Source organism: Bifidobacterium sp. LH_419, assembly GCF_056356955.1.
The window spans coordinates 1-20990 of sequence record NZ_JBKEVG010000004.1 but is presented as its reverse complement, the minus strand read 5'-3'; the positions used below and the strand labels follow the sequence as shown (position 1 = coordinate 20990).

The 20990-nt window shown below is 66.5% G+C and carries 21 protein-coding genes and 1 rRNA gene; 6 read left to right on the top strand and 16 right to left on the bottom strand.

Going from position 1 to position 20990, the window contains the following annotated elements:
* Positions 1-184: 184 nt before the first annotated feature.
* Both AC1AYX_RS04240 and AC1AYX_RS04235 read right to left on the bottom strand, forming a co-directional pair.
* The gene (locus AC1AYX_RS04240) at positions 185-961 is read right to left on the bottom strand and encodes a spermidine synthase (RefSeq protein ID WP_476502330.1); all 777 of its coding nucleotides are present in this window, start codon (positions 959-961) and stop codon (positions 185-187) included.
* Between the two features lie 21 nt (positions 962-982).
* Positions 983-1945, bottom strand: coding sequence for a fused MFS/spermidine synthase (locus AC1AYX_RS04235; protein WP_476502329.1), 963 nt, complete (start codon positions 1943-1945; stop codon positions 983-985).
* A 39-nt stretch (positions 1946-1984) separates the two neighbouring features.
* Between AC1AYX_RS04235 and AC1AYX_RS04230 the strand changes: the two genes are divergently transcribed.
* From AC1AYX_RS04230 to ybaK, 3 genes are all read left to right on the top strand, one after another.
* Positions 1985-2734 carry a thiamine diphosphokinase gene (locus tag AC1AYX_RS04230; RefSeq protein WP_476502328.1) on the top strand — a complete coding sequence of 250 codons (750 nt, stop codon included), beginning with the start codon at positions 1985-1987 and terminating at the stop codon, positions 2732-2734.
* Between the two features lie 217 nt (positions 2735-2951).
* Positions 2952-4010, top strand: a complete 1059-nt coding sequence (gap, locus tag AC1AYX_RS04225; protein WP_034526007.1) for a type I glyceraldehyde-3-phosphate dehydrogenase — start codon at positions 2952-2954, stop codon at positions 4008-4010.
* 94 nt (positions 4011-4104) lie between these two features.
* Positions 4105-4614, top strand: coding sequence for a Cys-tRNA(Pro) deacylase (ybaK, locus tag AC1AYX_RS04220; RefSeq protein ID WP_476502327.1), 510 nt, complete (start codon positions 4105-4107; stop codon positions 4612-4614).
* A 151-nt stretch (positions 4615-4765) separates the two neighbouring features.
* Here ybaK and pyrE read toward each other — a convergent pair whose 3' ends face one another.
* The 7 genes from pyrE to pyrB all read right to left on the bottom strand — a co-directional run bounded on the left by pyrE (position 4766) and on the right by pyrB (position 11244).
* Positions 4766-5467 (bottom strand): orotate phosphoribosyltransferase, encoded by a 702-nt coding sequence (gene pyrE / locus AC1AYX_RS04215; RefSeq protein WP_476502326.1) that lies wholly within the window; start codon positions 5465-5467, stop codon positions 4766-4768.
* 39 nt (positions 5468-5506) lie between these two features.
* Positions 5507-6478 (bottom strand): dihydroorotate dehydrogenase, encoded by a 972-nt coding sequence (locus AC1AYX_RS04210; protein WP_476502325.1) that lies wholly within the window; start codon positions 6476-6478, stop codon positions 5507-5509.
* Entirely contained in the window at positions 6466-7293 is an 828-nt protein-coding gene (locus tag AC1AYX_RS04205) for a dihydroorotate dehydrogenase electron transfer subunit (protein ID WP_476502324.1), read from the bottom strand. Before AC1AYX_RS04205 ends, AC1AYX_RS04210 begins: the two co-directional genes overlap by 13 nt.
* 55 nt (positions 7294-7348) lie before the next feature.
* On the bottom strand, positions 7349-8296 hold the full coding sequence (gene pyrF / locus AC1AYX_RS04200; RefSeq protein ID WP_476502323.1) for an orotidine-5'-phosphate decarboxylase: 948 nt from the start codon (positions 8294-8296) through the stop codon (positions 7349-7351).
* A 93-nt stretch (positions 8297-8389) separates the two neighbouring features.
* A complete protein-coding gene (locus AC1AYX_RS04195; protein WP_476502322.1) occupies positions 8390-9838 on the bottom strand; it encodes a dihydroorotase in 1449 nt (482 codons plus the stop codon).
* A gap of 9 nt (positions 9839-9847) precedes the next feature.
* Positions 9848-10282, bottom strand: a complete 435-nt coding sequence (locus tag AC1AYX_RS04190; RefSeq protein WP_476502321.1) for an aspartate carbamoyltransferase regulatory subunit — start codon at positions 10280-10282, stop codon at positions 9848-9850.
* Positions 10282-11244, bottom strand: coding sequence for an aspartate carbamoyltransferase (gene pyrB / locus AC1AYX_RS04185; protein WP_476502416.1), 963 nt, complete (start codon positions 11242-11244; stop codon positions 10282-10284). The genes AC1AYX_RS04190 and pyrB overlap by 1 nt, the downstream gene beginning before the upstream one ends.
* 207 nt (positions 11245-11451) lie before the next feature.
* On the opposite strand from pyrB, the gene AC1AYX_RS04180 reads away from it, so the two are divergent.
* Positions 11452-12216, top strand: coding sequence for a MurR/RpiR family transcriptional regulator (locus tag AC1AYX_RS04180; RefSeq protein WP_476502320.1), 765 nt, complete (start codon positions 11452-11454; stop codon positions 12214-12216).
* Here AC1AYX_RS04180 and AC1AYX_RS04175 read toward each other — a convergent pair.
* From AC1AYX_RS04175 to AC1AYX_RS04160, 4 genes are all read right to left on the bottom strand, one after another.
* The gene (locus AC1AYX_RS04175) at positions 12167-12796 is read right to left on the bottom strand and encodes a sugar O-acetyltransferase (RefSeq protein ID WP_476502319.1); all 630 of its coding nucleotides are present in this window, start codon (positions 12794-12796) and stop codon (positions 12167-12169) included. The genes AC1AYX_RS04180 and AC1AYX_RS04175 overlap by 50 nt on opposite strands.
* Positions 12797-12806: 10 nt before the next feature.
* On the bottom strand, positions 12807-13436 hold the full coding sequence (locus tag AC1AYX_RS04170; RefSeq protein WP_476502318.1) for a sugar O-acetyltransferase: 630 nt from the start codon (positions 13434-13436) through the stop codon (positions 12807-12809).
* Between the two features lie 142 nt (positions 13437-13578).
* A complete protein-coding gene (locus AC1AYX_RS04165) occupies positions 13579-14559 on the bottom strand; it encodes a LysR family transcriptional regulator (protein ID WP_476502317.1) in 981 nt (326 codons plus the stop codon).
* A gap of 90 nt (positions 14560-14649) precedes the next feature.
* The gene (locus tag AC1AYX_RS04160) at positions 14650-16371 is read right to left on the bottom strand and encodes an NAD-dependent malic enzyme (protein WP_476502316.1); all 1722 of its coding nucleotides are present in this window, start codon (positions 16369-16371) and stop codon (positions 14650-14652) included.
* 206 nt (positions 16372-16577) lie between these two features.
* Here AC1AYX_RS04160 and AC1AYX_RS04155 point away from each other — a divergent pair, with 206 nt between their 5' ends.
* Positions 16578-18074: a DASS family sodium-coupled anion symporter gene (locus tag AC1AYX_RS04155; RefSeq protein ID WP_476502315.1), complete on the top strand. Its 1497-nt coding sequence runs from the start codon at positions 16578-16580 to the stop codon at positions 18072-18074.
* A gap of 101 nt (positions 18075-18175) precedes the next feature.
* Positions 18176-18817 (top strand): alpha/beta hydrolase, encoded by a 642-nt coding sequence (locus tag AC1AYX_RS04150; RefSeq protein ID WP_476502314.1) that lies wholly within the window; start codon positions 18176-18178, stop codon positions 18815-18817.
* Between the two features lie 44 nt (positions 18818-18861).
* Here the strand turns inward: AC1AYX_RS04150 and AC1AYX_RS04145 are convergent, their stop codons facing one another.
* The 3 genes from AC1AYX_RS04145 to rrf all read right to left on the bottom strand — a co-directional run bounded on the left by AC1AYX_RS04145 (position 18862) and on the right by rrf (position 20983).
* Entirely contained in the window at positions 18862-19707 is an 846-nt protein-coding gene (locus tag AC1AYX_RS04145; RefSeq protein WP_476502313.1) for an HAD family hydrolase, read from the bottom strand.
* Positions 19708-19712: 5 nt separating this feature from the next.
* Positions 19713-20597 (bottom strand): Cof-type HAD-IIB family hydrolase, encoded by an 885-nt coding sequence (locus AC1AYX_RS04140; RefSeq protein WP_476502312.1) that lies wholly within the window; start codon positions 20595-20597, stop codon positions 19713-19715.
* A gap of 269 nt (positions 20598-20866) precedes the next feature.
* A 5S ribosomal RNA gene (rrf, locus tag AC1AYX_RS04135) occupies positions 20867-20983 on the bottom strand.
* Positions 20984-20990 lie beyond the last annotated feature (7 nt).

Below are 20990 nucleotides of genomic sequence, written 5' to 3'. Positions count from 1 at the left end.
CATCGGACGTTCCTGACGTCGCTCGCGCATCACCCGAGGATGCGCCGGCCATTGCCGTGGACCCGAGGCCGTGAAAGGCTTCCAGGTGGGGTTGCCCCGCTTTCTTGATTTCTCAAGCCAAATGGAGAGTCTACCACACCCCCGGACATCGCCGCCCTGCGTGTCGCGGGCGGACGGGGACGCCTCACCGCATCTCGCGCAGCAGTACGCCGACGCCCTCCTTCCTCAGGATGTCGCGGTACGGCCCCGCCTGTTCGGCGATGATGTTGTCGATCGCCCGCATGCCGAGCAGTTCGACGGGCGCGTGGTCGTCGGTGAGGATCAGCGACCGGTCGCCGGAGCCGGTCGACGGGTCGCGCACCGGCGTCATGCGCGAGGCGACCTCGCTCATGTACGCGGCGAGCGCGCCGTCGTGCGTGCGCTCCCATGCCGCGGCACGGAGCGCCGTCGCCTTCACGTCGTCGCGCATGCCGCTGCCGACCGGTTCGGGGACGGTGGCGATGCCGCCGGTGCGCCGCCACGAGTCGCTGCATCCGTCGTAGCGTTTCAGTTCGGCGGCGGTGGGCGCCTTGGCGAACAGCTCGCGGTTGGTGGTGCCGGGCACGTCGGCCGTGTAGGTCGTGCCGATGCGGCACGCGCCGTCGAACACGTTGGCGATGGTGGTCTGGAGCGCCTCGTTGATGGAGCCGCGTCCGTCGGAGACCATGTTCATGTTGACGACCATCACGCCGCCGGGATTGAGATGGTTCCTGACCATCGTGAAGAACTCGTCGGAGCTCATCTGGAACGGGATGGTGATGTCCTGGTACGCGTCGACCATGATCACGTCGTACCGCTCCCGGGACGCGGCGAGCCACGCGCGTCCGTCGTAGGTGGCGACGGGCACGTCGTCCGGCTCGTCGAAGTATTCGCCGGCGAGGTGCGTGATCTTCGCGTCGATCTCGACGCCCTGCGCCCTCATCTTCGGGTAGTAGCGCCTCAGCTACCGCGCGTAGGTGCCGGTGCCCATGCCGAGGATGAGCGCAGAGCGCGCGTGGTCGGCGAGCGCGGGCGCGGCGAGGGCGGTGTCGTAGTACATGCCCGTGAGCCCCCGGTCCTTCATCGTGACGGACTGCACGCCGAACAGCACGTTGGTGGACAGGATGGTCCGGTCGGGCAGGTTCTTCACCTGCAGGTAGTTGTAGATGGACTCGCCCTCGTAGGCGAGCGTCGAGTAGTCCTCCCAGAACGCGAATCCGCTCATCGGCGAGAGCACGGCGGAGACGGCGAACACGGCGGCCGAGACGGCGCAGGCGACGCGTCTCGCCCGCATCGAGACGAAGTAGACGATCGGGATGGCGAGCAGCAGTCCGGAGAAGACGAGGAACGTGACGAACGTGCCGACGGCGGGGATGGTGACGAACGTGGGCAGGAACGTGCCGAGGATCGAGCCGATCGTGTTGCATGCGGACAGACGCCCCACGACGGACGCGTTGTCGTCGAGCGAGTCGGTGGCGAACTTGTTGAGTCCGGCGGTGACGGTGCCGAGCAGGAACAGCGGCGGCACGAAGACGACCATGCAGCTGGCGAACGCGGCGATGACGAGGAAGTTCGTGGAGACGGTCACGATGAGCAGTCCGGAGACGAGGAGGACCACGTATTTGCCGACGAGCGGGATGAGCGAGATCCACACGGCGGCGGCCATGATGCGCAGGTACAGCTTGTCCGGATCCGGATCGCGGTCGGCCCACCTGCCGCCGAACACGGCGCCCAGGGCGAGCGCGATCATGATGGTGCCGATGATGATGGTCCACACGATCTGCGAGCTGGAGAAGTAGGGCGCGAGCAGGCGCGACGCGCCGAGCTCGGCGGCCATCACGGCCATGCCGGAGAAGAACTCGGTGACGTACAGGAACGTCTTGGATCTGAGGATCGGCCGCTCGCTCGCCGCTGTTTTCACTGCCATGGGACGAACACTAACGCGTCTCGCGTACACTGGACCGGTATGTGTGCGGATATCGAGGGACGCGTGTGCGTCGTGTTCGCGGCGGGCGAATATTACGCCTCGCCGGACTACCGTCCGATCGTCGTGCCGGACGGCGCGTTCGTCGTCGCGGCGGACGGCGGGCTCGACCATGCGCGCGGGGCCGGCGTGACGCCGGACGTGGTGGTCGGCGATTTCGATTCGCTCGAAGGCGATCGTCCCGCCGCGGGCGCGGGCACGATCGCGCTGCCGCCGCTCAAGGACGATCCGGATCTGCTGAGCGCGTTGAAGGTGGCGTGGTCGCGCGGCTGCCGCACGTTCCACGTGTACGGCGCGCTGGGCGGGCGCATCGACCACACGCTTTCCGCGATCCGGCTGATGGCGCTCGTCGCGCATCACGGCGGCATCGGGTTCCTGCACGGCGACGGCACGGTCGTGACGGCGATCTGCGACGCGCGTCTCGACTTCCTGGCGAACGACGTGGCGGTCGGGCGCATGGTGTCGGTGTTCTCGCATTCCGACGTCTCGCGGGGCGTGGACGAGCCGGGCCTCAAATACGAGATGCTCGACGGCACGCTCACGTCCGACGCGGTGCAGGGCGTGAGCAACGAGTTCCGTCCGGGCGTGCCCGCCTCGGTCGGCGTGCGCGAGGGCACGCTCGTCGTCACCTTCCCCGCCGAGGCACCGATGCCGCGCGTGACGCGGCGGCATCCGTTCGGCGGCGATCTGGGCGCGCTGGACACGCGCGTCTCGCCGCTGCTGCGGGGCTGACGGCGGCGGCATCGCGCTTTCGCCACGCTCCCGCCGCCGACGCCCAGCCGCCCTGATACCACTCATGTGAACGCTCACGGAATTTTCGGGATTTTCGGCTGAAACACGATGGAAGACGTTGCGTTTCGTACAGACGACGCACTAGAGTGGTCGATGTTGGTAAACAATGGCTCCGGCGTGCCCAGCGTGCCGGCGTCACCCTACAAGGGAGAATTACATGACAGTTAAGATTGGTATCAACGGCTTCGGTCGCATCGGTCGTCTCGCCTTCCGTCGCATCTTCGAGCTCCAGGCTCGCGGCGGCCAGGCCGGCGACATCGAAGTTGCCGCCATCAACGATCTGACCACTCCGGCCACGCTGGCCTACCTGCTGAAGTACGATTCCACCCACGGCACCTTCCGTCACGACGACGGCACGCCGGTCGACGTGAAGGCCACCGAGGACTCCATCGTCGTCGACGGCAAGGAATACAAGGTCTACGCCGAGAAGGACGCCAACAACATTCCGTGGGTCAAGAACGACGGCGTCGAGTTCGTGCTCGAGTGCACCGGCTTCTACACCTCCGCCGAGAAGTCCCAGGCCCACCTGAACGCCGGCGCCAAGAAGGTCCTGATCTCCGCCCCGGCCAAGGACGACGTCACCCCGACCGTCGTGTTCGGCGTGAACCACGACATCCTCAAGGCCTCCGACAACATCGTGTCCGCCGGCTCCTGCACCACCAACTCCATGGCCGCCATGGTCAAGCTGCTGGACGAGAAGTTCGGCATCAAGGCCGGCTTCATGACCACCATCCACGCCTACACCGGCACCCAGATGCTGCTGGACGGCCCGCGTGGCACCAAGTCCGGCCGCAACCTGCGCGCCGCCGGAATCAACACGATCGCCCACTCCACCGGCGCCGCCAAGGCCATCGGCAAGGTCGTCCCGTCCGTCAACGGCAAGCTGCAGGGCCACGCCCAGCGCGTGCAGGTCCCGGACGGCTCCGTCACCGAGCTGACCACCGTCCTCAACACCGAGACCACCGCCGACGAGATCAACGCCGCCTTCAAGGCCGCCTTCTCCGACACGGACTACTACGGCTACAACGATGAGGGCATCGTCTCCTCCGACATCCTCGGCGACACCCACGGTGGCGTCTTCGACCCGACCCAGACCGACGTCAACACCATCGACGGCGTGACCCTGGCCCGCACGGTCTCCTTCTACGACAACGAGTACGGCTTCACCTCCAACATGATCCGTACCCTGCTGTACTTCGCCGAGATCTCCGAGTGAGCCCACGCGGATCCGTCCGCATCGCTTCACCGCTGATATAAGGTGAATGAAACCCCCGCCCTTCCGGCGGGGGTTTCTTCGTATCATGGGAGCCATGGCGAAGAAAAAGAAGCATGAGAAAGGCGCCGGTTCCACGCCGGCCACCGTGCAGTTGGAGAAGGCGGGCGTCGCGTTCACGCCCTACGAATACGAACACTCGAACGACCACATGGACGACGGCTACGGTGTGGAGGCCGCCAAGAAGCTCGGATTCGACGAGCATCAGGTGTTCAAGACGCTGATGGCGGACACGGGTTCGGAACGCGTCGTGGGCGTCGTGCCGGTGTCCGGCCACATGGATCTCAAGGCCCTCGCCGCCGCGGTGGGCGCGAAGAAGGCCGCGATGGCCGACCCGAAGGTCGCGATGCGCGAATCCGGCTACGTCGTCGGCGGCATCTCCCCGCTCGGCCAGAAGACGCATCACAAGACGGTGCTCGACGAAAGCGCCCTGCAATTCGACACGATCCTCGTCTCGGGAGGCAAGCGCGGCTTCTCCGTCGGCGTCTCCCCCACCGATCTTCTCCAGGTCCTCGACGCCACCGCCGCCCCCATCGGCACCTGGTGACCGTTCACCCTCCGACCGTTCATCTCCCAGCTCCCCCTTGAGGGGGAGCTGTCCGCGAAGCGGACTGAGGGGGTGTCTCGCGCAACGAATGAGGCTCCTGCCGCCCGGTGTCACGGGCGGCAGGAGCCTCACCGATTCGATATCCCGAACGTCACGCGCCGTACTGTTCGAGATACGCGTCGGCCGCGGCCTTGATGGCGTCGGTCACATACGGCTCGCCGGAATCGGTGAGGATCGAACGTCCCGCCTCGAAGATCTCGCGCACGTTCGCGATGGCGAACACCGGGAAGCCGAACTCGGTCTCGACGGCCTTCACCGCGGACAGGTCGGAGTCCTTGGTCTTCTCCATGCGGTCGACGGACAGCACGAGGCCCACGACCTCGACGTCCGCCTCGGCCTTGAGCTTCGGGATGACCTCGCGCACGGCGGTGCCGGCGGTCATCACGTCGTCGACGAGCAGCACCTTCATGCCGTCCTTCAGCTGGGTGCCGACCATCATGCCGCCGTCGCCGTGGTCCTTCTTCTCCTTGCGGTCGAACGTGTAGCCGACCTCCATGCCGTGGGCGGAGGTGAGGGCGATCGCGGTGGACACGCCCAGCGGGATGCCCTTGTACGCCGGTCCGAACACGGTGTCGATGTCCTTCGGCAGGTTGCCGGCCTCGATTTCGGCGGCGATCTTCTCGGCGTAGAACGCGCCGAGCGTGGCGATCTTGCGGCCGTCGTCGAACGCGCCCGCGTTGATGAAGTACGGGGACTTGCGTCCGGACTTCAGCGTGAAGTCGCCGAACTTGAGCGCCTTGGATTCAAGCAGGAACTGCGTGAATCGGATGTCGAGCGATGCGTTGTCGGTCATGTCTTTTCCTTCCTTCGTTGCGGAATCGGCCAATGCCGCTCAGCGCCAGGTCTCGCCGGCGGCGAGCTTGGCGGCGAGTTCGGGACGGTCGTCGAGCAGGTCGTCGAGCTCGCGGGCCACGCGCAGCGGCGCGACCGGGTCGAACAGGGCGGCCGCGCCCACCTCGACGGCGTTCGCGCCCGCATACAGGTATTCGAGCGCCTTCTCGCCGGAGTCGATGCCGCCGATGCCGATGATCGGGATGTCAGGCAGCACGGTGCGCGTGCGGTAGACGGCGACCAGGCCCATCGGCAGCACGGCCGGACCGGACACGCCGCCGGTCGTGTTCGCGATAATCGGCTCGCCGGTGCGGATGTCGATGCGCATGCCGAGCAGCGTGTTGATCATGCTCAGCGCGTCGGCGCCGTGTTCGACGGCGGCGCGCGCCGGCACGGTGATGTCGGTCACGTTCGGCGTGAGCTTGATAATCATCGGCTTGTCGGTCATCGGGCGCAGACGGTCCATGAGCTTGGCGAGCGCGACCGGATCGGTGCCGACGCTCATGCCGCCGTGCGTCACGTTCGGGCAGCTCACGTTGATCTCGAGCATGTCGGCGTCGGAGTCGGCGAGCTTGGCGACGACGGCCGCATAGTCGTCGTCGCAATGTCCGGCCACGTTGGCCACGACGGTGGCGCCCGCCTTCTTGAGCTTGGGCAGGTCGTCCTCGAGATAATGGTCGACGCCCGGGTTCTGCAGGCCGACCGCGTTGATGTTGGAGGCGGGGCCCTCGGCGGTGCGCGGCGACGGGTTGCCCTCCCACGGTACGGGCGAGCAGCCCTTGGTGGAAACGGCTCCCAGCTGGCTCACGTCGTAGAACCAACGCACGGCCGCGTACTGGAAGGTGCCGGAGGCGGTGCCGACCGGGTTCTTCCAGGTGACGCCCGCCACTTGGGTGGAGTGCTTCCACTCGTGGGCCTCATACAGGTTGATGTGGTCCGTGTGCTTCGCGTCGGTCATGTTCACTTCCCCCATCCGAGCTGTTCGCGGGTGAACACCGGTCCGTCGGCGCACACCTTGAGTCGTCCGTCCACGGTGTCCACGGTGCACAGCACGCAGGTGCCGTAGCCGCAGCCCATGCGCTGCTCCATGCTCAACTGGCAGGCGAGGTCGCGTTCCGCGGCCCATGCGGCGACGGCCTTCATCATCGGCAGCGGTCCGCAAGACAGGATCACCGTGTCGAGTCCGTCGACGGTGAGTCCGCCGTCGGCTTCGAGCCGGTCGAGCAGGGTGATGACGTTGCCTTCCGACTCGTCGATGCTCACGGTGGTATCGGCGTACGGCTCGACGAACTTGTCGGCGAAATGCTCGTTGCGGTAGCCGAACACGGCGGTGGTGCGCGTCGCTGGGTCGTCGGCGAGACGCTGCGCCGTGTAGATGAGCGGTGGCACGCCGAGGCCGCCGGCGACGAGCACGTAGTGGGCGGCCGTCTTCGTATGGAACGGGCGTCCCAGGGGGCCGAGCACCTGGATCGTGTCGCCGGCCTTGAGCTGTGCGAATCCGGCGGTGCCCTTGCCGACGACGGCGAAGATGACGCTCACCTCGTCGTCATGCGTCTCGCTCACGCCGAACGGGCGCGGCATCGGCATCATCGGGTCGTCGGTGAAGATGTTCACGAACTGCGCGGGGCGTGCGTGCTCGGCGATGTACGGGTCGCGGAAGGTCAGCCGGACGACGCCCGGCGCGGGTTCGGTGACGTCGGTGACGTCGACGGGATGGCGCGGCGGGAAGAATCCCACGGCGACGGCCTCGTTCACCACGTCATAGGTCGGAGTGAAGGTGGCGCTCATGGTGCTCCTTACGTTGGTCGGTGGTCGGTCTGTTTCGGTGTTGCGGATCCGGGGGCTACAGCACGGCGCGCAGGTCGTCGCGCATGCGGATGGCCGCGTCGCGCGCCGTCTCGTCGACGAGCGCGAGCGCGTCGTCGGCGGACATGGACGGGTTGTAGCGTCCGTCCTTCTTCCATGCGCCGATGATGCCGCGCGACGAGTTGACGATGGCGCCGGAGCCGTCCGCGTCGAACATGCCGCGCACGTCGGCGGCGGTGCCGCCCTGGGCGCCGTAGCCGGGCACGAGGAAGAACGTGTGCGGCATGCGCTTGCGCAGCGCCTTGCCCTCCTCGGGGTGGGTGGCGCCGACGACCGCGCCGACGCGCGAGTAGCCGTGCGTGCCGATCGAGTCGGCGCCCCAGCCTTCGACGAGGTCGGCGACACGCTCGTACACCTTCGATCCGTCGGCGAGGTCAAGCATCTGCAGCTCGCTGGACGAGGGGTTGGAGGTGCGCACGAGCACGAACAGGTCCTTGTCGCTTTCCTTGGCGGCGTCGACGAACGGGGTGATGCCGTCGGTGCCGAGGTACGGGTTGACGGTGACGGCGTCGACCTTCCATGGGTCGAAGCCGTCCACGCCGGTGAGCATGTGCGCGTAGGCGGCGGCCGTGGAGCCGATGTCGCCGCGCTTGGCGTCGGCGAGCACGTACAGGCCGCGGCTGGCCGCGTAGTCGCAGGTCATCGTGTACACGTCGACGCCGGCGGGGCCGAGCGCCTCGTACATGGCGATCTGCGGCTTGACGGCGGGGACGATGCCGGCGACGGCGTCGATGATGGTGCGGTTGAACTCGTAGAAGGCGCTGGCGAGCTGTACGGCCGGCGCTTCGGCGGGGTCGTCCACCGAATCCCTGACCTCCTCGGCGAGTCCCGCGACCACCTGCGGCGGCACGAGCGCCTCGGTGGGGTCGAGTCCGACGACGCTCGGGTTCTGCGTCGCCTCGATGGCGTCGATCAAGCGGTCCATGCGTTTCCTTTCGTTGAAGTCCTTATCGTTCACCCCGGCCCCCGCTGGCGGGGGCCGTCACGCAGTGACTGGGGGTGGTTGTCGGAAAGCCCGTCACAGTCGGCTGAACACCATCTCGCCGCCGATGATGGTGGCGAGCGGACGTCCGGTCACCTTCCATCCGCCGAACGGGGTGTTGCGCGCCTTGGAGTGGAAGGCCTCCGGGTCGACGGTCCAGTCCTGGGACGTGTCGAGCACGACGAGGCCGATGCCGGTCGTGTCCTTCACCGCGCCCAAGTCGAGCACGCGCCTGGCGTCCGGTTCGCGCGAGGCGTCGGTCTCGCGGTCGAGCAGCGCGGTCACGTCGGTGGCCTCATGGCCCATGAGACGCATCGGTTCGACGCTCATCAGTTCGATGAGGCGTTCGTCGGAGATGTATCCGCCGTCGACGAGGGTCTTGTGGCACACGCCGTACGCGCATTCGAGGCCGATGATGCCGTTGGGGGCGTCGAGGAAGCCGAGCCCCTTCTCCGCCATGGTGTGCGGCGCATGGTCGGTGGCGAGCAGGTCGACGGTGCCGTCGGCGACGGCCTCGCACGTGGCCTTGCGGTCCTCCTCCGAGCGCAGCGGCGGGTTCATCTTGGCGAGCGTGCCGTACGTGAGCAGCGCCTCGTCGCTCAGGGAGAGGTAGTGGGGCGCGGTCTCGCAGGTGACCGGCAGACCCTCGGCCTTGGCGGCGCGGATCGCCTCGAAGCTGCCGGCGGTGCTCACGTGCTGGAAGTGCACGTGCACGCCGGTCTCGCGCGCCTTGGCGATGTCGCGCGAGACGATTCTGAGCTCGGTGTCCTCGGGGATGCCGGGCACGCCGAGCTTGCGCGAGACGGGACCCTCGTTCACCGCGCCCGTGTCGTGGTGCTCGCAGTGCTCGATGAGCGGCAGGCCGGACTCCTTGGCGAGCGCGAACACCGCATCAAGCGTCTCCGGGGTGACAGCCGAGCCGTCGTCGCTGATCGCGGTGACCGGATGCGCGAGCTGGTCGGCGTCCTTGGTCTCGTCGCCGACGCCCGGCATGTGGCGGCGCCAATGTTCGAATTCGGTGGCCTCGCGGCCGGCGCGGCCCTTGGAGGCGCACACGCACAGGTCATAGCGCACGGGCAGCGTCACGCCATGGTCCGCCGAGTAGTGCTGCAGGAAGTCGATGACGTCGTTCCTGCCGGAGGACAGCACCTCGTCGGCGCCGGGGGCGTCCCGGCCGACAATCGTCTCGCCGTCCATCGCGGGCACGGTGTTCGGCATGATGAGGACGTCGGTGTATCCGCCGGAGGCCGACGCGGCGCAACCGGTGACCATCGACTCCTTGTAGGTCTGGCCGGGGTCGCGGAAGTGCACGTGCGGGTCGGCGAATCCGGGCGCGAGCGTGAGCCCGGTGGCGTCGATCTCGAGTCGCTCGAACCCGGCCGCGCCGGAGCGCTCCCCTTCCAGGACGGATCCCGCGGCGAGCGGCACCTTCACGTCGATGATCTCGTCGGTGTTCCACACCTTGATGTTGCGCAGCGTCGGCATATCGGCTCCTTACAGTTTCGCTTCCTCGTCGCAGTAGTCGCAGCGGTACTCCTGGCGCTCGGAGTGCGTCAGGTGGAACATCTGGTCGATGCCGCGTTCGGTGGTGGTCACGCAGCGCGGGTTGCGGCAGGTGAGGATGTTCACCACGTGTTCGGGCAGCGTGGGCGTCTTCTTCTCGACGATCCTGCCGCCGCGCACGATGCCGACGGTCGCGGTGCGCGCGACGAGGCCGAGCACGTCGAGGTCGATGGACGGACCCTTCTTGCCGTCCTCGTCCTCGATCTTGATGATGTCCTTGCGGCCATACAGGTGGCTGTCGGTGTTCATGATGAGGGCGAGCTTGGTCTTCGCCGGGTTAATCTTCAGGTAGTCGAGCACCTTCAGCGCGGTGCCGGCGGGCACGTGGTCGATGATGATGCCGTTTTGGATGCTGGTGACCTCCATCAGGCCTGGACCTCCTTGTTCTCGAACGGTTCGTAGCCGGGCAGCTCGTCGCCCATCACCGTGCTCTCGAGCGCCATGCGCATGAGCATGCCGTTCTTCACCTGCTCGAAGTAGGCGGCGCGCGGGTCGTCGTCGACCTCGACGGCGATCTCGTTGATGCGCGGCAGCGGATGCAGCACGGCCATGTCCTTCTTGGCGTGGGCGAGCTTGTCCTCGTCGAGGATGTACGTGTCGCGAAGACGCAGGTAGTCGTCCTCGTTGAAGAAGCGCTCCTGCTGCACGCGGGTCATGTACAGCACGTCGAGGTCGCCGATCACGGAGACCAGGTCCTTGACCTCCACGTAGGAGCAGGACGGGGTGGCGTCGATGCGGTCGAGCACGTACTGCGGGGTCTTGAGCTCGTCGGGGCTGATGAGCACGAAGCGAACGTTGCCGAAGCGGCACAGCGTCTCGATGAGCGAGTGCACGGTGCGGCCGAACATGAGGTCGCCGCACAGGCCGACGGTCAGGTCGGTGACGCGGCCGAAGCGCGACTGGAGCGTGGCGAGGTCGGCGAGCGTCTGCGTGGGGTGCATGTGGCCGCCGTCGCCCGCGTTGATGACGGGCACGGAGGCGGCGCGGGAGGCGACGAGCGCCGCGCCTTCCTTCGGATGGCGGATCGCGACCACGTCGACGTAGTTAGACACGGTCTTCAGGGTGTCGGCGATGGATTCGCCCTTGGAGACGGAGGCGAGCTGCGCGCCGGCGAAGCCGATCACCTTGCCGCCGAGACGCAGCATCGCGGTCTCGAAGCTCAGACGCGTGCGGGTGGAGGGCTCGTAGAAGAGCGTGGCCAGCACCCTGCCGTCGCAGGTGTGCGCCACCTCCCTGCGATGCGCGTCGATGTACTGCGCCTTGTGCAGCAGATCGGTGATCTGGGGGATGGAGAGATCGTCGAGCGAGATGACGCTCTTGCCGAGCATCGGCGTCTCCGCCGGTTCCTGTTCAGTTGACACGGCTCACCTTTCGTGTGTGAAACGGACAAGGTGGCCACTAACGTGACCTATCCGACTATAGACCATTTCTCCGACGCACGCCGCACAAGCCGTCCCCCGCGCGTCACCTTCCGTTCACCTTGCGCGGGCGTGCGGCGGATCGGTCGCACGCCATGCGCGCTACAGTACGTAACCATGTTCACCTTCGAGCAGCTGGAACGCTGCAACCGCACCGAGCTCGCGATCTGCCGGTTCGTCTCCGCGCATCCGGAGGCCGCGGCGTACATGTCCGTGCGCGAGCTGGCCGCCGCCACCTATGTCTCGCCGTCCACGGTGATGCGCTGGTACGCGCGGATGGGATTCGATGGGTTCGACGCGTTCAGACGGGCCGCGCGCGACGCCGCCGAACGTCCGGAGCAGGGTCCCGTCCCGCAGGCCGATCTGGGCGAGTTGTCGTTGTTCTTCTCCCGCGCCGACTCCCCCGCGTTCGAGGCGATGCTCGGCGAGGCGACGTCGCTGCTGGAGAAGGCCGACCCGATCGTCTTCATCGGCGAGGGGTCGTCGGGCACGATCGCCGACTACGGCGCGCGCCTGTTCGCGAATCTCGGCCTGTTCGCCATCGGGTTGACGGACGCGTTCTATCCGTCCGGGACGTTCGCCCGACCGGGCATGGCGGTCGTCGCCGTGTCGGAGAGCGGCGAGACGCCGAAGCTGCTGGAGACGGCGGAGGGCTTCGCCTCGCGCGGCGCGAGGCTCCTCGCGTTGACGAACACGCCCGGCAGCACGCTGGCGGGGATGTGCGACTGGTCGTTCGCCGCCGGTCTCGCGCCGGAGCGCGTCAACGGCGGCTACAACGCGACCAGCCAGCTGCCCGCCGTGTTCGTCATCGAATCGTTGGCCCGTCGTCTCGTCAGACTGCGCTCCGATGCGGATCGGCCCGATCGGCCCCGTTCCCGTTGATCGGCCGCAGCACACGGCACGGGTTGCCGACGGCGACCACGTTCGCGGGGATGTCGCGCGTGACGACCGATCCGGCGCCGATCACCGTGCCGTCGCCGATGGTGACGCCCGGCAGCACGATGACGCCGCCTCCCAGCCAGCAGCCGCGCCCGATGCGGATCGGCCTGGCGTACGTGTTCCACCGGTAGTGCGCGTCGCCTGGCTTCCAGCCTTCCGCGAGCCGGTCCGCGAGCTCCACCGGATGCGTGGCCGTGTACAGCTGCACGTTCGACGCGATGAGCGTGTCCGATCCGATGTCGATCGTGTTGCAGTCGACGAACGTGCAGTTCATGTTGACGGACACGTTGTCGCCGATGCGGATGTTGCGCCCGTAGTCGCAGATGAACGGCAGGCCGACGGACACGTTCGCGCCGATCGAGCCGAACAGCGATTCGAGGATCTCGCGTTTGCGTTCCTTCGCGTCGTAGGGCAGCCGGTTGTATTCGGCGAGCAGCCGTCGCGCGGTGTTCTTGTAGTCGAGGAATATCGGATCGTGGCAGTCGTAGATCTCCCCCGCCATGCATTTGTCGAGCTCGTTCATCGTCCTCTCCTCACTCGGTCACGTCGAGGCGACGGTCGTGCCAGTAGTATTCGCGGTCGTGTTCGCCGATCGGGCGCACCACCTTGCATGGCACGCCCACGGCGACCACGTTCGCGGGGATGTCATGCGTGACGACCGAGCCGGCGCCGATCGCGCTGTTCTCGCCGATGGTGACGCCCGGCAGGATGCTCACGTTGGAGCCGACCCACACGTTGCGTCCGATATGCACCGGCAGCGCGTACGTGTAGTGGTGTTCGCGCAGAATCGGCAGGATCGGGTGTCCCGCGGTGGCGATGGTGACGGACGGTCCGAACATCGCGTAGTCGCCGATCCATATCTCCGCGTCGTCGACCATGCTCATGAACGCGTTGATGTAGATGCCCCTGCCGAGGTGCACGCGTCGGCATCCGTTGTTCGCGTGCAATGGAGTCTCGATGTGCGCGCCTTCGCCGACCTCGGCGCACATGTCTTTGAGCAGTTCGGCGCGGCGGTCCTGTTCGGTGGGTTTGGTCTGGTTGTACTCCCACAGCTTGTCCTGCCATGCGAGCTGTCCGTCCATGATGGCCGGGTCGTCGTAGTGGTACGGCAGTCCCGCGTCCTTGCGCGCCACGTTGTCCATCGTCTCCCGCGTATCCACCATGCGTGTTCCTCGCCTTCCGTCCGCTTCGCCGCCGATCCGCGGCACGACTCCCATGGTAGCGTTGCCATGGTTCGTGGGCCCGTTCCGGCGGCCATCCGGTACGTTCCGTGCCGGATCGGGAACGGCCGGCGGGCCCGGAGGATCAGCCCGCCAGCCGCCGCCCGATGACGTCGAGGAAGGCGTCCGCCCCGTCCCGGCGGCGGCGCGCGTCGGGATGCGAGGAGGTGTCGTCGAACACGTAGACGTCGAAGGTGGGCAGCGTCGCGCCCGTCACCGGCATGAACGCGATGCGTCCGTCGCCTTCCACCGCGACGGACGCCATCAGTCCGACGGCGATGCCGGACGCGATGACCGACTTCATCGTGCCGACGTCGGCGACCTCGATGATGTCCGTGGGGTCGATGCGGGAGCGGATGAACGCGCCCGCCGCCTTCGAATGCACGAAATCGTCGGACAGGGTGACGAACCGCATGCCTCGCATCGCCTTCCCGTCGGACAGGTCGAACGTCATCCTGCCGGCGAGCGCCGTCGCGGCCGCGCCGGCTTTCGCGTAGGCGAGACCGAACGGGAACGACGCGATCCGGAACGTGCGCGCGACGCCGAACGACGGCGATGATTCGACGGCGGCGACCGCGCCGAAATCGACCGTATGCCGTTCGATGGCGTCGAGGAGCCGGCGCGATCCGACGGATTGCACGGTGACCTCGCCGTCGAGTTCGCCGGACAGGGTGTGTGCCAGGGCGTCGATGGTCTCGTCGCCCAGCAGGTAGGCGGAGATGATTGGCGGCAGGCCCACGGAGTAGGAGACGGTCTGGTCGTCGCCCGCCGCGAGGTCCGACCGTCCGGCGCGCGCGATCTCGTCGGGCAGGCGGTTGATCTCGTCGAGGATCGCGGCGGTGTGGCGGATGAGGGCGAGGCCGGCCGGGGTGAGCGTCGCCTCTCCCCCGGCGCCGAAGCGGCGTCGTTCGATGAGCGTCGCGCCGAGCCGCCGTTCCAGCCGTTTGACCGCCTGGGAGACGGTGGGCTGGGAGACGCGGGCGGCCGCGGCCGCATCGGTGAAGCTGCCGAGTTCGGCGACGAGCTGGAAGAACTCCAGATCGCGGATGTTGTCTATCGATGCCATGAGCCGCCTTGCCTCGGGGAAAACACACTCCATTGTAGCGTGCATCCACGGGGCGGGGCGGCTCGGGAGGGCGGGACGCGGCCGGGACGGTCAGCCGATGCGCCAGGTGTTCGCTTCGACGGCGGCTTCGACGTCCGGCACGGGCTCGCGGTTGAGGCCTTCGGCGATGGCCTGCTCGGCGACGGCGACGGCGACCCTGCGCGAGATCTCCTTCAGGTCGCTGACGGGCGGCAGGACGGCGGCGCCCGGCTCGTCCACGTCGATCATGCCGGAGATGGCGTGTGCGGCGGCGAGCAGCATGCGGTCGCTGACGAGCCTCGCCTTGCCGACGATCGCCCCGAAGCAGATGCCCGGGTACATGAGCGCGTTGTTGCCCTGGCCGATGCGGTAGGTCACTCCCCCGTACTCGACGGGCGCGGACGGGGTGCCGGTGATGACGAACGCCTTGCCTTCGGACCAGCGGATCACGTCGGCCGCCTTCGCCTCGGCGAGTTCGGTCGGGTTGGAGATCGGGCACAGCAGCGGGCGTTCCACATGGGCGCACATGGCGCGCACCACGCGCTCGTCGAACGCGCCGGGGCGGGTGGAGGTGCCGATGAGCACGCTCGGTTGGAACGCGTCGACCACGGACGCCAGGTCGGTCGGATCGGCGAGCGACGGGAATTCGCCGGCCTTGCGCGCGTACTTGCGTTGGCCGTCGGTCAGTCCGTCCTGGCCTTCGACGATGAGACCGTAGCGGTCGACGAGCGCGACGCGTCCCATCGCCTCGGCGCGGTCCATGCCGCCGCTGACGACGAGGTCGTCGACGAGCTGGTCGGCGATGCCGACGCCGGCGGTTCCCGCGCCGAAGACGAGGATGCGCGTGTCGTCGTAGGAGGTGCCGGCGATGCGGCGGGCGGCGACGAGCGCGGCGAGCACGGTCACGCCGGTGCCCTGGATGTCGTCGTTCAGGGTGAGCACGTCGCCCCGGTAGCGTTCGAGGATCGGCGCGGCGGTGGGGCGTCCGAAGTCCTCCCAGTGCAGCAGCGCGTCCGGGTAGAGCTCGAGGCAGTCGTGGACGAACGCGTCGATGAACGCATCGTAGCGTTCGCCGCGCACGCGCGGGAAACGGTTGCCGACGTAGTGCGGATTGTCGAGGAGCTCCTTGCGGTCGGTGCCCACATCGATCATGACGGGCAGGACGCGGGCCGGGTCGATGCCGGCGGCCGCCGTGTAGACGGCGAGCTTGCCGGTGAGGATCTCCGCGCCCTGCGCGCCCCAGTCGCCGATGCCGAGGATGCCTTCGCCGTCGGTGGCGACGATCAGGTCGATGTCGCGGCCTTCGGCGTACTGGCGCAGCGCATCCTTGATGCGCTCGGGGTGTTCGATGGACACGTAGGCGACGTCGGAACCGAGATAGTACTTGTCGTACTGCATGATCGACTGGGCGACGGTGGGCGCGTAGACGATCGGCATGTATTCGGTCAGATGCTTGGACATGCCATGGTAGAACAGACGGCGGTTCTCGCGGCACACGCCCATCAGGAACAGGCGCTTGCCGAGATCGTCACCGATGCTCCGGAAACGCTCGTACACGGTCTCCTCCTGCATGTCGAGCGACTGCACGGCGGCGGGCAGCAGGCCGTCCACGTCGGCGGCGACGCGTTCGTCGATCGTGGCGGCGAGGCCGCGGTTGGTGAAGGAATCCTTGAGTGTGGCGAATCCGGTCATGGTGTCGCTCCTTTTCCTTGTGTTCGGATGTCGGTTCAGGTCCTGTCGTCGGCTTCGTCGCCGCGTCGCCTCATACGATAGGAGCGGACCGCACGCCCCCACAAATAAGCGGGACCACTATGACGACACGCCGTTCCCCGCAACGGTTCCGACGATTCGCAACGGCGTGCCGGAACAGTCGGCCCCCATATAGGCGTCGCTTATTTGCGGGTGCCGAAGCCCACATCGTAGCCTTGGGGCAATCGGTCGCATCATCCGTTCCCTCCACCGATGAAGTCCGGAGGGACAGCCCCAATGAAGGAGTCACGATGACCATGTCCATACCGTTGAAGTCTTCCCCGAGCGCGCAGTCGGTCTCCGCGACGCCGGCGGCGGCCAAGGCCGCAGCCTCCATCCCGCATGCGCAGGCGCTCAAGGCCGCTATCTGCATCGCCGTGACCCTCGTCATCTACGTCGTGCCCGTGCCCGACGGCCTCACCGCCCAAGGCATGCACATGCTGGCGATCTTCCTCGGCACGATCCTCGGGCTCATTCTCCAGCCGCTGCCCACGTCCGCCGTGGCGATCATCGGATTGACCGTGGCGATGCTCACCGGCACGATGGATCCGAAGACCGCCGCGTTCTCCGGTCTCGGCTCCGCGTCGATCTGGCTGATCGTCGCCGCGTTCTTCATCGCCCAGGGATTCGTGAAGACCGGACTGGGCCGACGCATCGCGCTCGTGTTCATCAGCCTGCTCGGCAAGTCCAGTCTCGGCATCTCCTACGGTCTGACCGCGGCCGATCTGCTGCTCGCACCGGCGACGCCGTCGAACACGGCGCGTCTGGGCGGCATCCTGTTCCCGATCATCACGTCGATCAGCGACGTGCAGGAATCCACGCCGAAGTCCGATGAGTCGCGCCGCCGCATCGGAGCGTTCCTGTGCATCACCGCGAACAACGTGAACGCGATCACCTCCTCCATGTTCATCACCGCGATGGCCGCCGGCCCGGTGGTCGCCCAACTCGCCTCCGATTCAGATGCACCGATCTCCTGGGGCACATGGGCTCTGGCCGCAATCGTGCCCGGCCTGCTGTGTCTGATCGTCATCCCCGCGCTCGTCTATCTCATCTACCCGCCGAGCGTCAGGCACGTGCCGAGCGCGCAGGCGGATGCGAAGGCCGAGCTGAAGTCGCTGGGACGCCTGTCCGTCAAGGAGTGGATCATGCTGCTCACCTTCGCGGCGATGCTCGTCCTGTGGGCGACCGGCCAGATCACCGGCATCAACGCCACGACCGTCGCGTTCCTCGGCGTCGCCGTGCTGCTCGTCACGGGCATCATCACGTGGAAGGAGATGGCGGCGAACTCGTCCGCATGGTCCACGCTGATCTTCTTCGGCATCCTCGTCGGCATGGCCACCCCGTTGAACGAACTGGGGGTGACCGAATGGGCGGGCGCGTTCATCGCCGATTCCATCGAAGGCTGGTCCTGGCCGGTGGTGCTCGTCCTGCTCACCGTCTGCTACTTCCTGCTGCACTACATGTTCGCCTCCGAACTCGCGCAGGTCGTGGCGATCTACACGCTGTTCCTGTCCGTGGCGGTCGCGGCCGGCGCTCCCCCGATGGCGACGGCGCTGCTGCTCGGCTGCACGTCCGGTCTGATCGGCGCGATGACGCATTACGCGTCCGGCCCGTCCGCGCTCATCTACGGCGCGGGCTACGTGAAGACCGCCGAGTTCCTGTGCGTCGGCCTGGTATGCGGCGTGGTGACGGTCGCCATCTATCTGACCGTCGGTCTGGGATGGTGGAGACTCATCGGCCTGTGGTGACGGCCGGGTTCCCTCTACACTGAAGACACTGAAGGAAAACGTGCGTCGCGTGTCACGGATGGCATGCGACGCACGGCCATGTGCGACAGGAGGGAACGATCATGCGTCTCAGTTCGGTGAACCGTATCGAAACCATCGCCACGGACGGCGATGGGAGGGCGGCCGACGACCGTCTGTTCGTCATGTTCCACGGCTACGGCAACGATGAGCGTGAGATGATCCGCGTCATCGACGGCGTGTATGCGGGGACGGGACGGACCCCGAGCTACCTGTCGTTCCACGGCACCTACGACCGCGACTATATGGGCGGCGCTTACTGGTATCCGGACGGTTGCGGCGTCGAGGAGCGACGCCGGGAGTGCTCAGCGGTGGGCGATGCGGTGGTCGCGCTGCTGGATTCGCCGATGTTCGCGTCCCGGCGGAAGATCCTCGTAGGATTCTCGCAGGGCGGCTATATGTCCTACCGCATCGTGCGCGAACACCCCGATGTGTTCGATGCCGCGATTCTGATGAGCCCGTCGTTCAAGGGCGAAGAGTCTACGGACGGCGCGGCGATCGCCGGCGATACGCGTTTCCTGCTGCTCTACGGTTCCGAAGACCGCACGATCCCAATCGACGACCAGCGTACCGCGCACCGTGTGCTCGGAGAGACCGGTCGCCTCGAATCCCGCGAATACACCGGCATGGGCCACGCCATCCGTGAGACGGAGATCGAGGGCATCAGAAAGTTCATTGAACTTTGAACTTTCCTATTCCGCCCTTCCTCCGCCGTGTCGCGGCTTGCGAATCAGATTAAACCGAGATGCCGGAAGGCGACGGCGATGCCGTCCTTGTCCACCGCGGTGGTGGTCCAATCGGCGATGGCCTTGATGCCGTCGGTCGCATTGCCCATGGCGACGCCCACGCCGGCCGTTTCGATCATCTCGGTATCGTTCTCCGAATCGCCGATGGCGATGGTATCGGCGATGTCGACGTCATACAGACCGGCCACGTATGCGAGTCCGGTGCCTTTGTCGATTCCCGGCGTCATCCCTTCGCCGTTCGTCGGCGCCTCCAATCCCATCGAACCGCTGACGATGTGGAGACGATCGCCGACGGCTTCACGGATATCGTCCAACGTGAGTCGTGACGAGGGTGGTGCGAAGAACTTGCATTTCGAGGCGGGGACGAGTTCGCCGAGATCGACGTGATCAAGCCAGGCGTCGGCTTTGCTCGCTTCGAGTACACGCCACCAATCGCCGCCGTAGTCGGCGCGCAGGTTGCGGCGCACCCAGTCGACGTGCGCCATATATCCGGCCGACGCCCATAATCCCTGTGACGACTGCCACATGTAGTTGACGCCGATCTCATCGAACACGCGCGTAACGCGCGTCACCGTCTTGGGATCGATGAACCGGTCGAGCAGCACTTTGCCGCCGATCTCGATGTAGGCGCCGACCGAACCGACGATGCCGTCGAATCCGGGCGCGAGCACGTCGTCATCGATTTCGGGACGCGAACGCCCTGTATCGATGAAGACGAGATGTCCGTTGCGTTGCGCGGTATGAATCGCGTCAAGCGTGGATGGGGCGATGATATGGTCACGCCCGAACAACGTGCCGTCGATGTCGAGGAAGATGATGCTGCGGTTCATGTTCTTCACCTTTCACCGTGTCCTGTTTCCGTGGTCCGACGCCCGATCAATCCAAGTCGTGCGAACGCGTGCGCCAGACCATCCTCTTCGACGTCGTCGGTGACGAGATCTGCGGCCCGCTTGACGTCGGGCGACCCGTTACCCATTGCCACGCCATAGGCACAGTATTCGAGCATCGGCACGTCGACGGCCGCATCACCGAATGCGATGGTGTCGGCCCGATCGGCACCGAGATATGCGAGCAGGCAATCGATGGCATGTGCTTTGGTGATGTCCTTGACACCGAGATCGCCCCATAGGGCGGTCGCTCCCCTACCGCCCCAGGTGCCGTTATGCATGTCGTCGAATTCCTGTTCGGCATCGAGGAAATCCTGTTGGGAGCCGAGTACGTAACTGATCTTGTTCACGTCATCACGATACAGTTCGCCGCCGTAGATCATGTCCGGGTATCCGTCGTGAACGGTCATCGTATCCGCATTCGTTTTGCCTTTGCGCGCCGAATAGGCGCGTACAGCCTCCAACGCACCGTTCTCGAAATCCCTGCTGGCGAACAATCCGCTGTTGCTTTCCAGATAGAACGCGAGTCCACGCGCGTCCAACCAGTCGACGGCGCGCGTGCACTGGTCGAGGCTCAATGTCCGGTGCATGACGATTTCGCCATCGCTCTCCACATAACTGCCGTTACCACCGATCATGCCGTCCAGCCCGATCTCCCATAATGGCGGATAGACCTCGGCTTTGCTACGACCGGTGCAGATGTAGATCCTGTGTCCATTCGCACGGGCTTCGCGAATCGCCCCGACGGCGGAGTCGGGCAGGTTGTTCTCATAATCGACGAGCGTCCCATCCACATCAAGAAAGATGATTTTCGGAGTATCGGCGGGCATCATCGCTGCCTTTCTCTTGGCGGCCGCAGGACACAGAACATCATACCGCAACATATTTCAACAAGCGAAGGTTATATAGATTTTTCCCCGCCCCGCAAGAGCTACCCAATGTCGGAGTGTGTTTCCTCCCGCTGGCGGGAGGTGGCGCGCGGCACGCGCGTCAGAGGGTGGTCCCCGGCGTGCCGGCGGGGGCGCGTGTGGTGGGTGGGTTCGGATATGCGTGAAGGCCCTTGGGAGCTGTTGCTCGACCAAGGGCCTTCCTTATCGTATGGATGCGGCGGCGTGCTACTCTCCCACACTCTCTCGGGTGCAGTACCATCGCCGTGCCAGGTCTTAGCTTCCGGGTTCGGAATGGGACCGGGCGTCTCTCCTGGGCTATGACCGCCGCAAATCTTC

Bases quoted from the DNA above. Each gene is read 5' to 3' on its own strand.
- AC1AYX_RS04240 (WP_476502330.1), bottom strand. From the start codon at position 961: ATGAGGGCGCAGGGCGTCGAGATCGACGCGAAGATCACGCACCTCGCC.
- AC1AYX_RS04235 (WP_476502329.1), bottom strand. From the start codon at position 1,945: ATGGCAGTGAAAACAGCGGCGAGCGAGCGGCCGATCCTCAGATCCAAG.
- AC1AYX_RS04230 (WP_476502328.1), top strand. From the start codon at position 1,985: ATGTGTGCGGATATCGAGGGACGCGTGTGCGTCGTGTTCGCGGCGGGC.
- gap (WP_034526007.1), top strand. From the start codon at position 2,952: ATGACAGTTAAGATTGGTATCAACGGCTTCGGTCGCATCGGTCGTCTC.
- ybaK (WP_476502327.1), top strand. From the start codon at position 4,105: ATGGCGAAGAAAAAGAAGCATGAGAAAGGCGCCGGTTCCACGCCGGCC.
- pyrE (WP_476502326.1), bottom strand. From the start codon at position 5,467: ATGACCGACAACGCATCGCTCGACATCCGATTCACGCAGTTCCTGCTT.
- AC1AYX_RS04210 (WP_476502325.1), bottom strand. From the start codon at position 6,478: ATGGGGGAAGTGAACATGACCGACGCGAAGCACACGGACCACATCAAC.
- AC1AYX_RS04205 (WP_476502324.1), bottom strand. From the start codon at position 7,293: ATGAGCGCCACCTTCACTCCGACCTATGACGTGGTGAACGAGGCCGTC.
- pyrF (WP_476502323.1), bottom strand. From the start codon at position 8,296: ATGGACCGCTTGATCGACGCCATCGAGGCGACGCAGAACCCGAGCGTC.
- AC1AYX_RS04195 (WP_476502322.1), bottom strand. From the start codon at position 9,838: ATGCCGACGCTGCGCAACATCAAGGTGTGGAACACCGACGAGATCATC.
- AC1AYX_RS04190 (WP_476502321.1), bottom strand. From the start codon at position 10,282: ATGGAGGTCACCAGCATCCAAAACGGCATCATCATCGACCACGTGCCC.
- pyrB (WP_476502416.1), bottom strand. From the start codon at position 11,244: ATGCTCGGCAAGAGCGTCATCTCGCTCGACGATCTCTCCATCCCCCAG.
- AC1AYX_RS04180 (WP_476502320.1), top strand. From the start codon at position 11,452: ATGTTCACCTTCGAGCAGCTGGAACGCTGCAACCGCACCGAGCTCGCG.
- AC1AYX_RS04175 (WP_476502319.1), bottom strand. From the start codon at position 12,796: ATGAACGAGCTCGACAAATGCATGGCGGGGGAGATCTACGACTGCCAC.
- AC1AYX_RS04170 (WP_476502318.1), bottom strand. From the start codon at position 13,436: ATGGTGGATACGCGGGAGACGATGGACAACGTGGCGCGCAAGGACGCG.
- AC1AYX_RS04165 (WP_476502317.1), bottom strand. From the start codon at position 14,559: ATGGCATCGATAGACAACATCCGCGATCTGGAGTTCTTCCAGCTCGTC.
- AC1AYX_RS04155 (WP_476502315.1), top strand. From the start codon at position 16,578: ATGACCATGTCCATACCGTTGAAGTCTTCCCCGAGCGCGCAGTCGGTC.
- AC1AYX_RS04150 (WP_476502314.1), top strand. From the start codon at position 18,176: ATGCGTCTCAGTTCGGTGAACCGTATCGAAACCATCGCCACGGACGGC.
- AC1AYX_RS04145 (WP_476502313.1), bottom strand. From the start codon at position 19,707: ATGAACCGCAGCATCATCTTCCTCGACATCGACGGCACGTTGTTCGGG.
- AC1AYX_RS04140 (WP_476502312.1), bottom strand. From the start codon at position 20,597: ATGATGCCCGCCGATACTCCGAAAATCATCTTTCTTGATGTGGATGGG.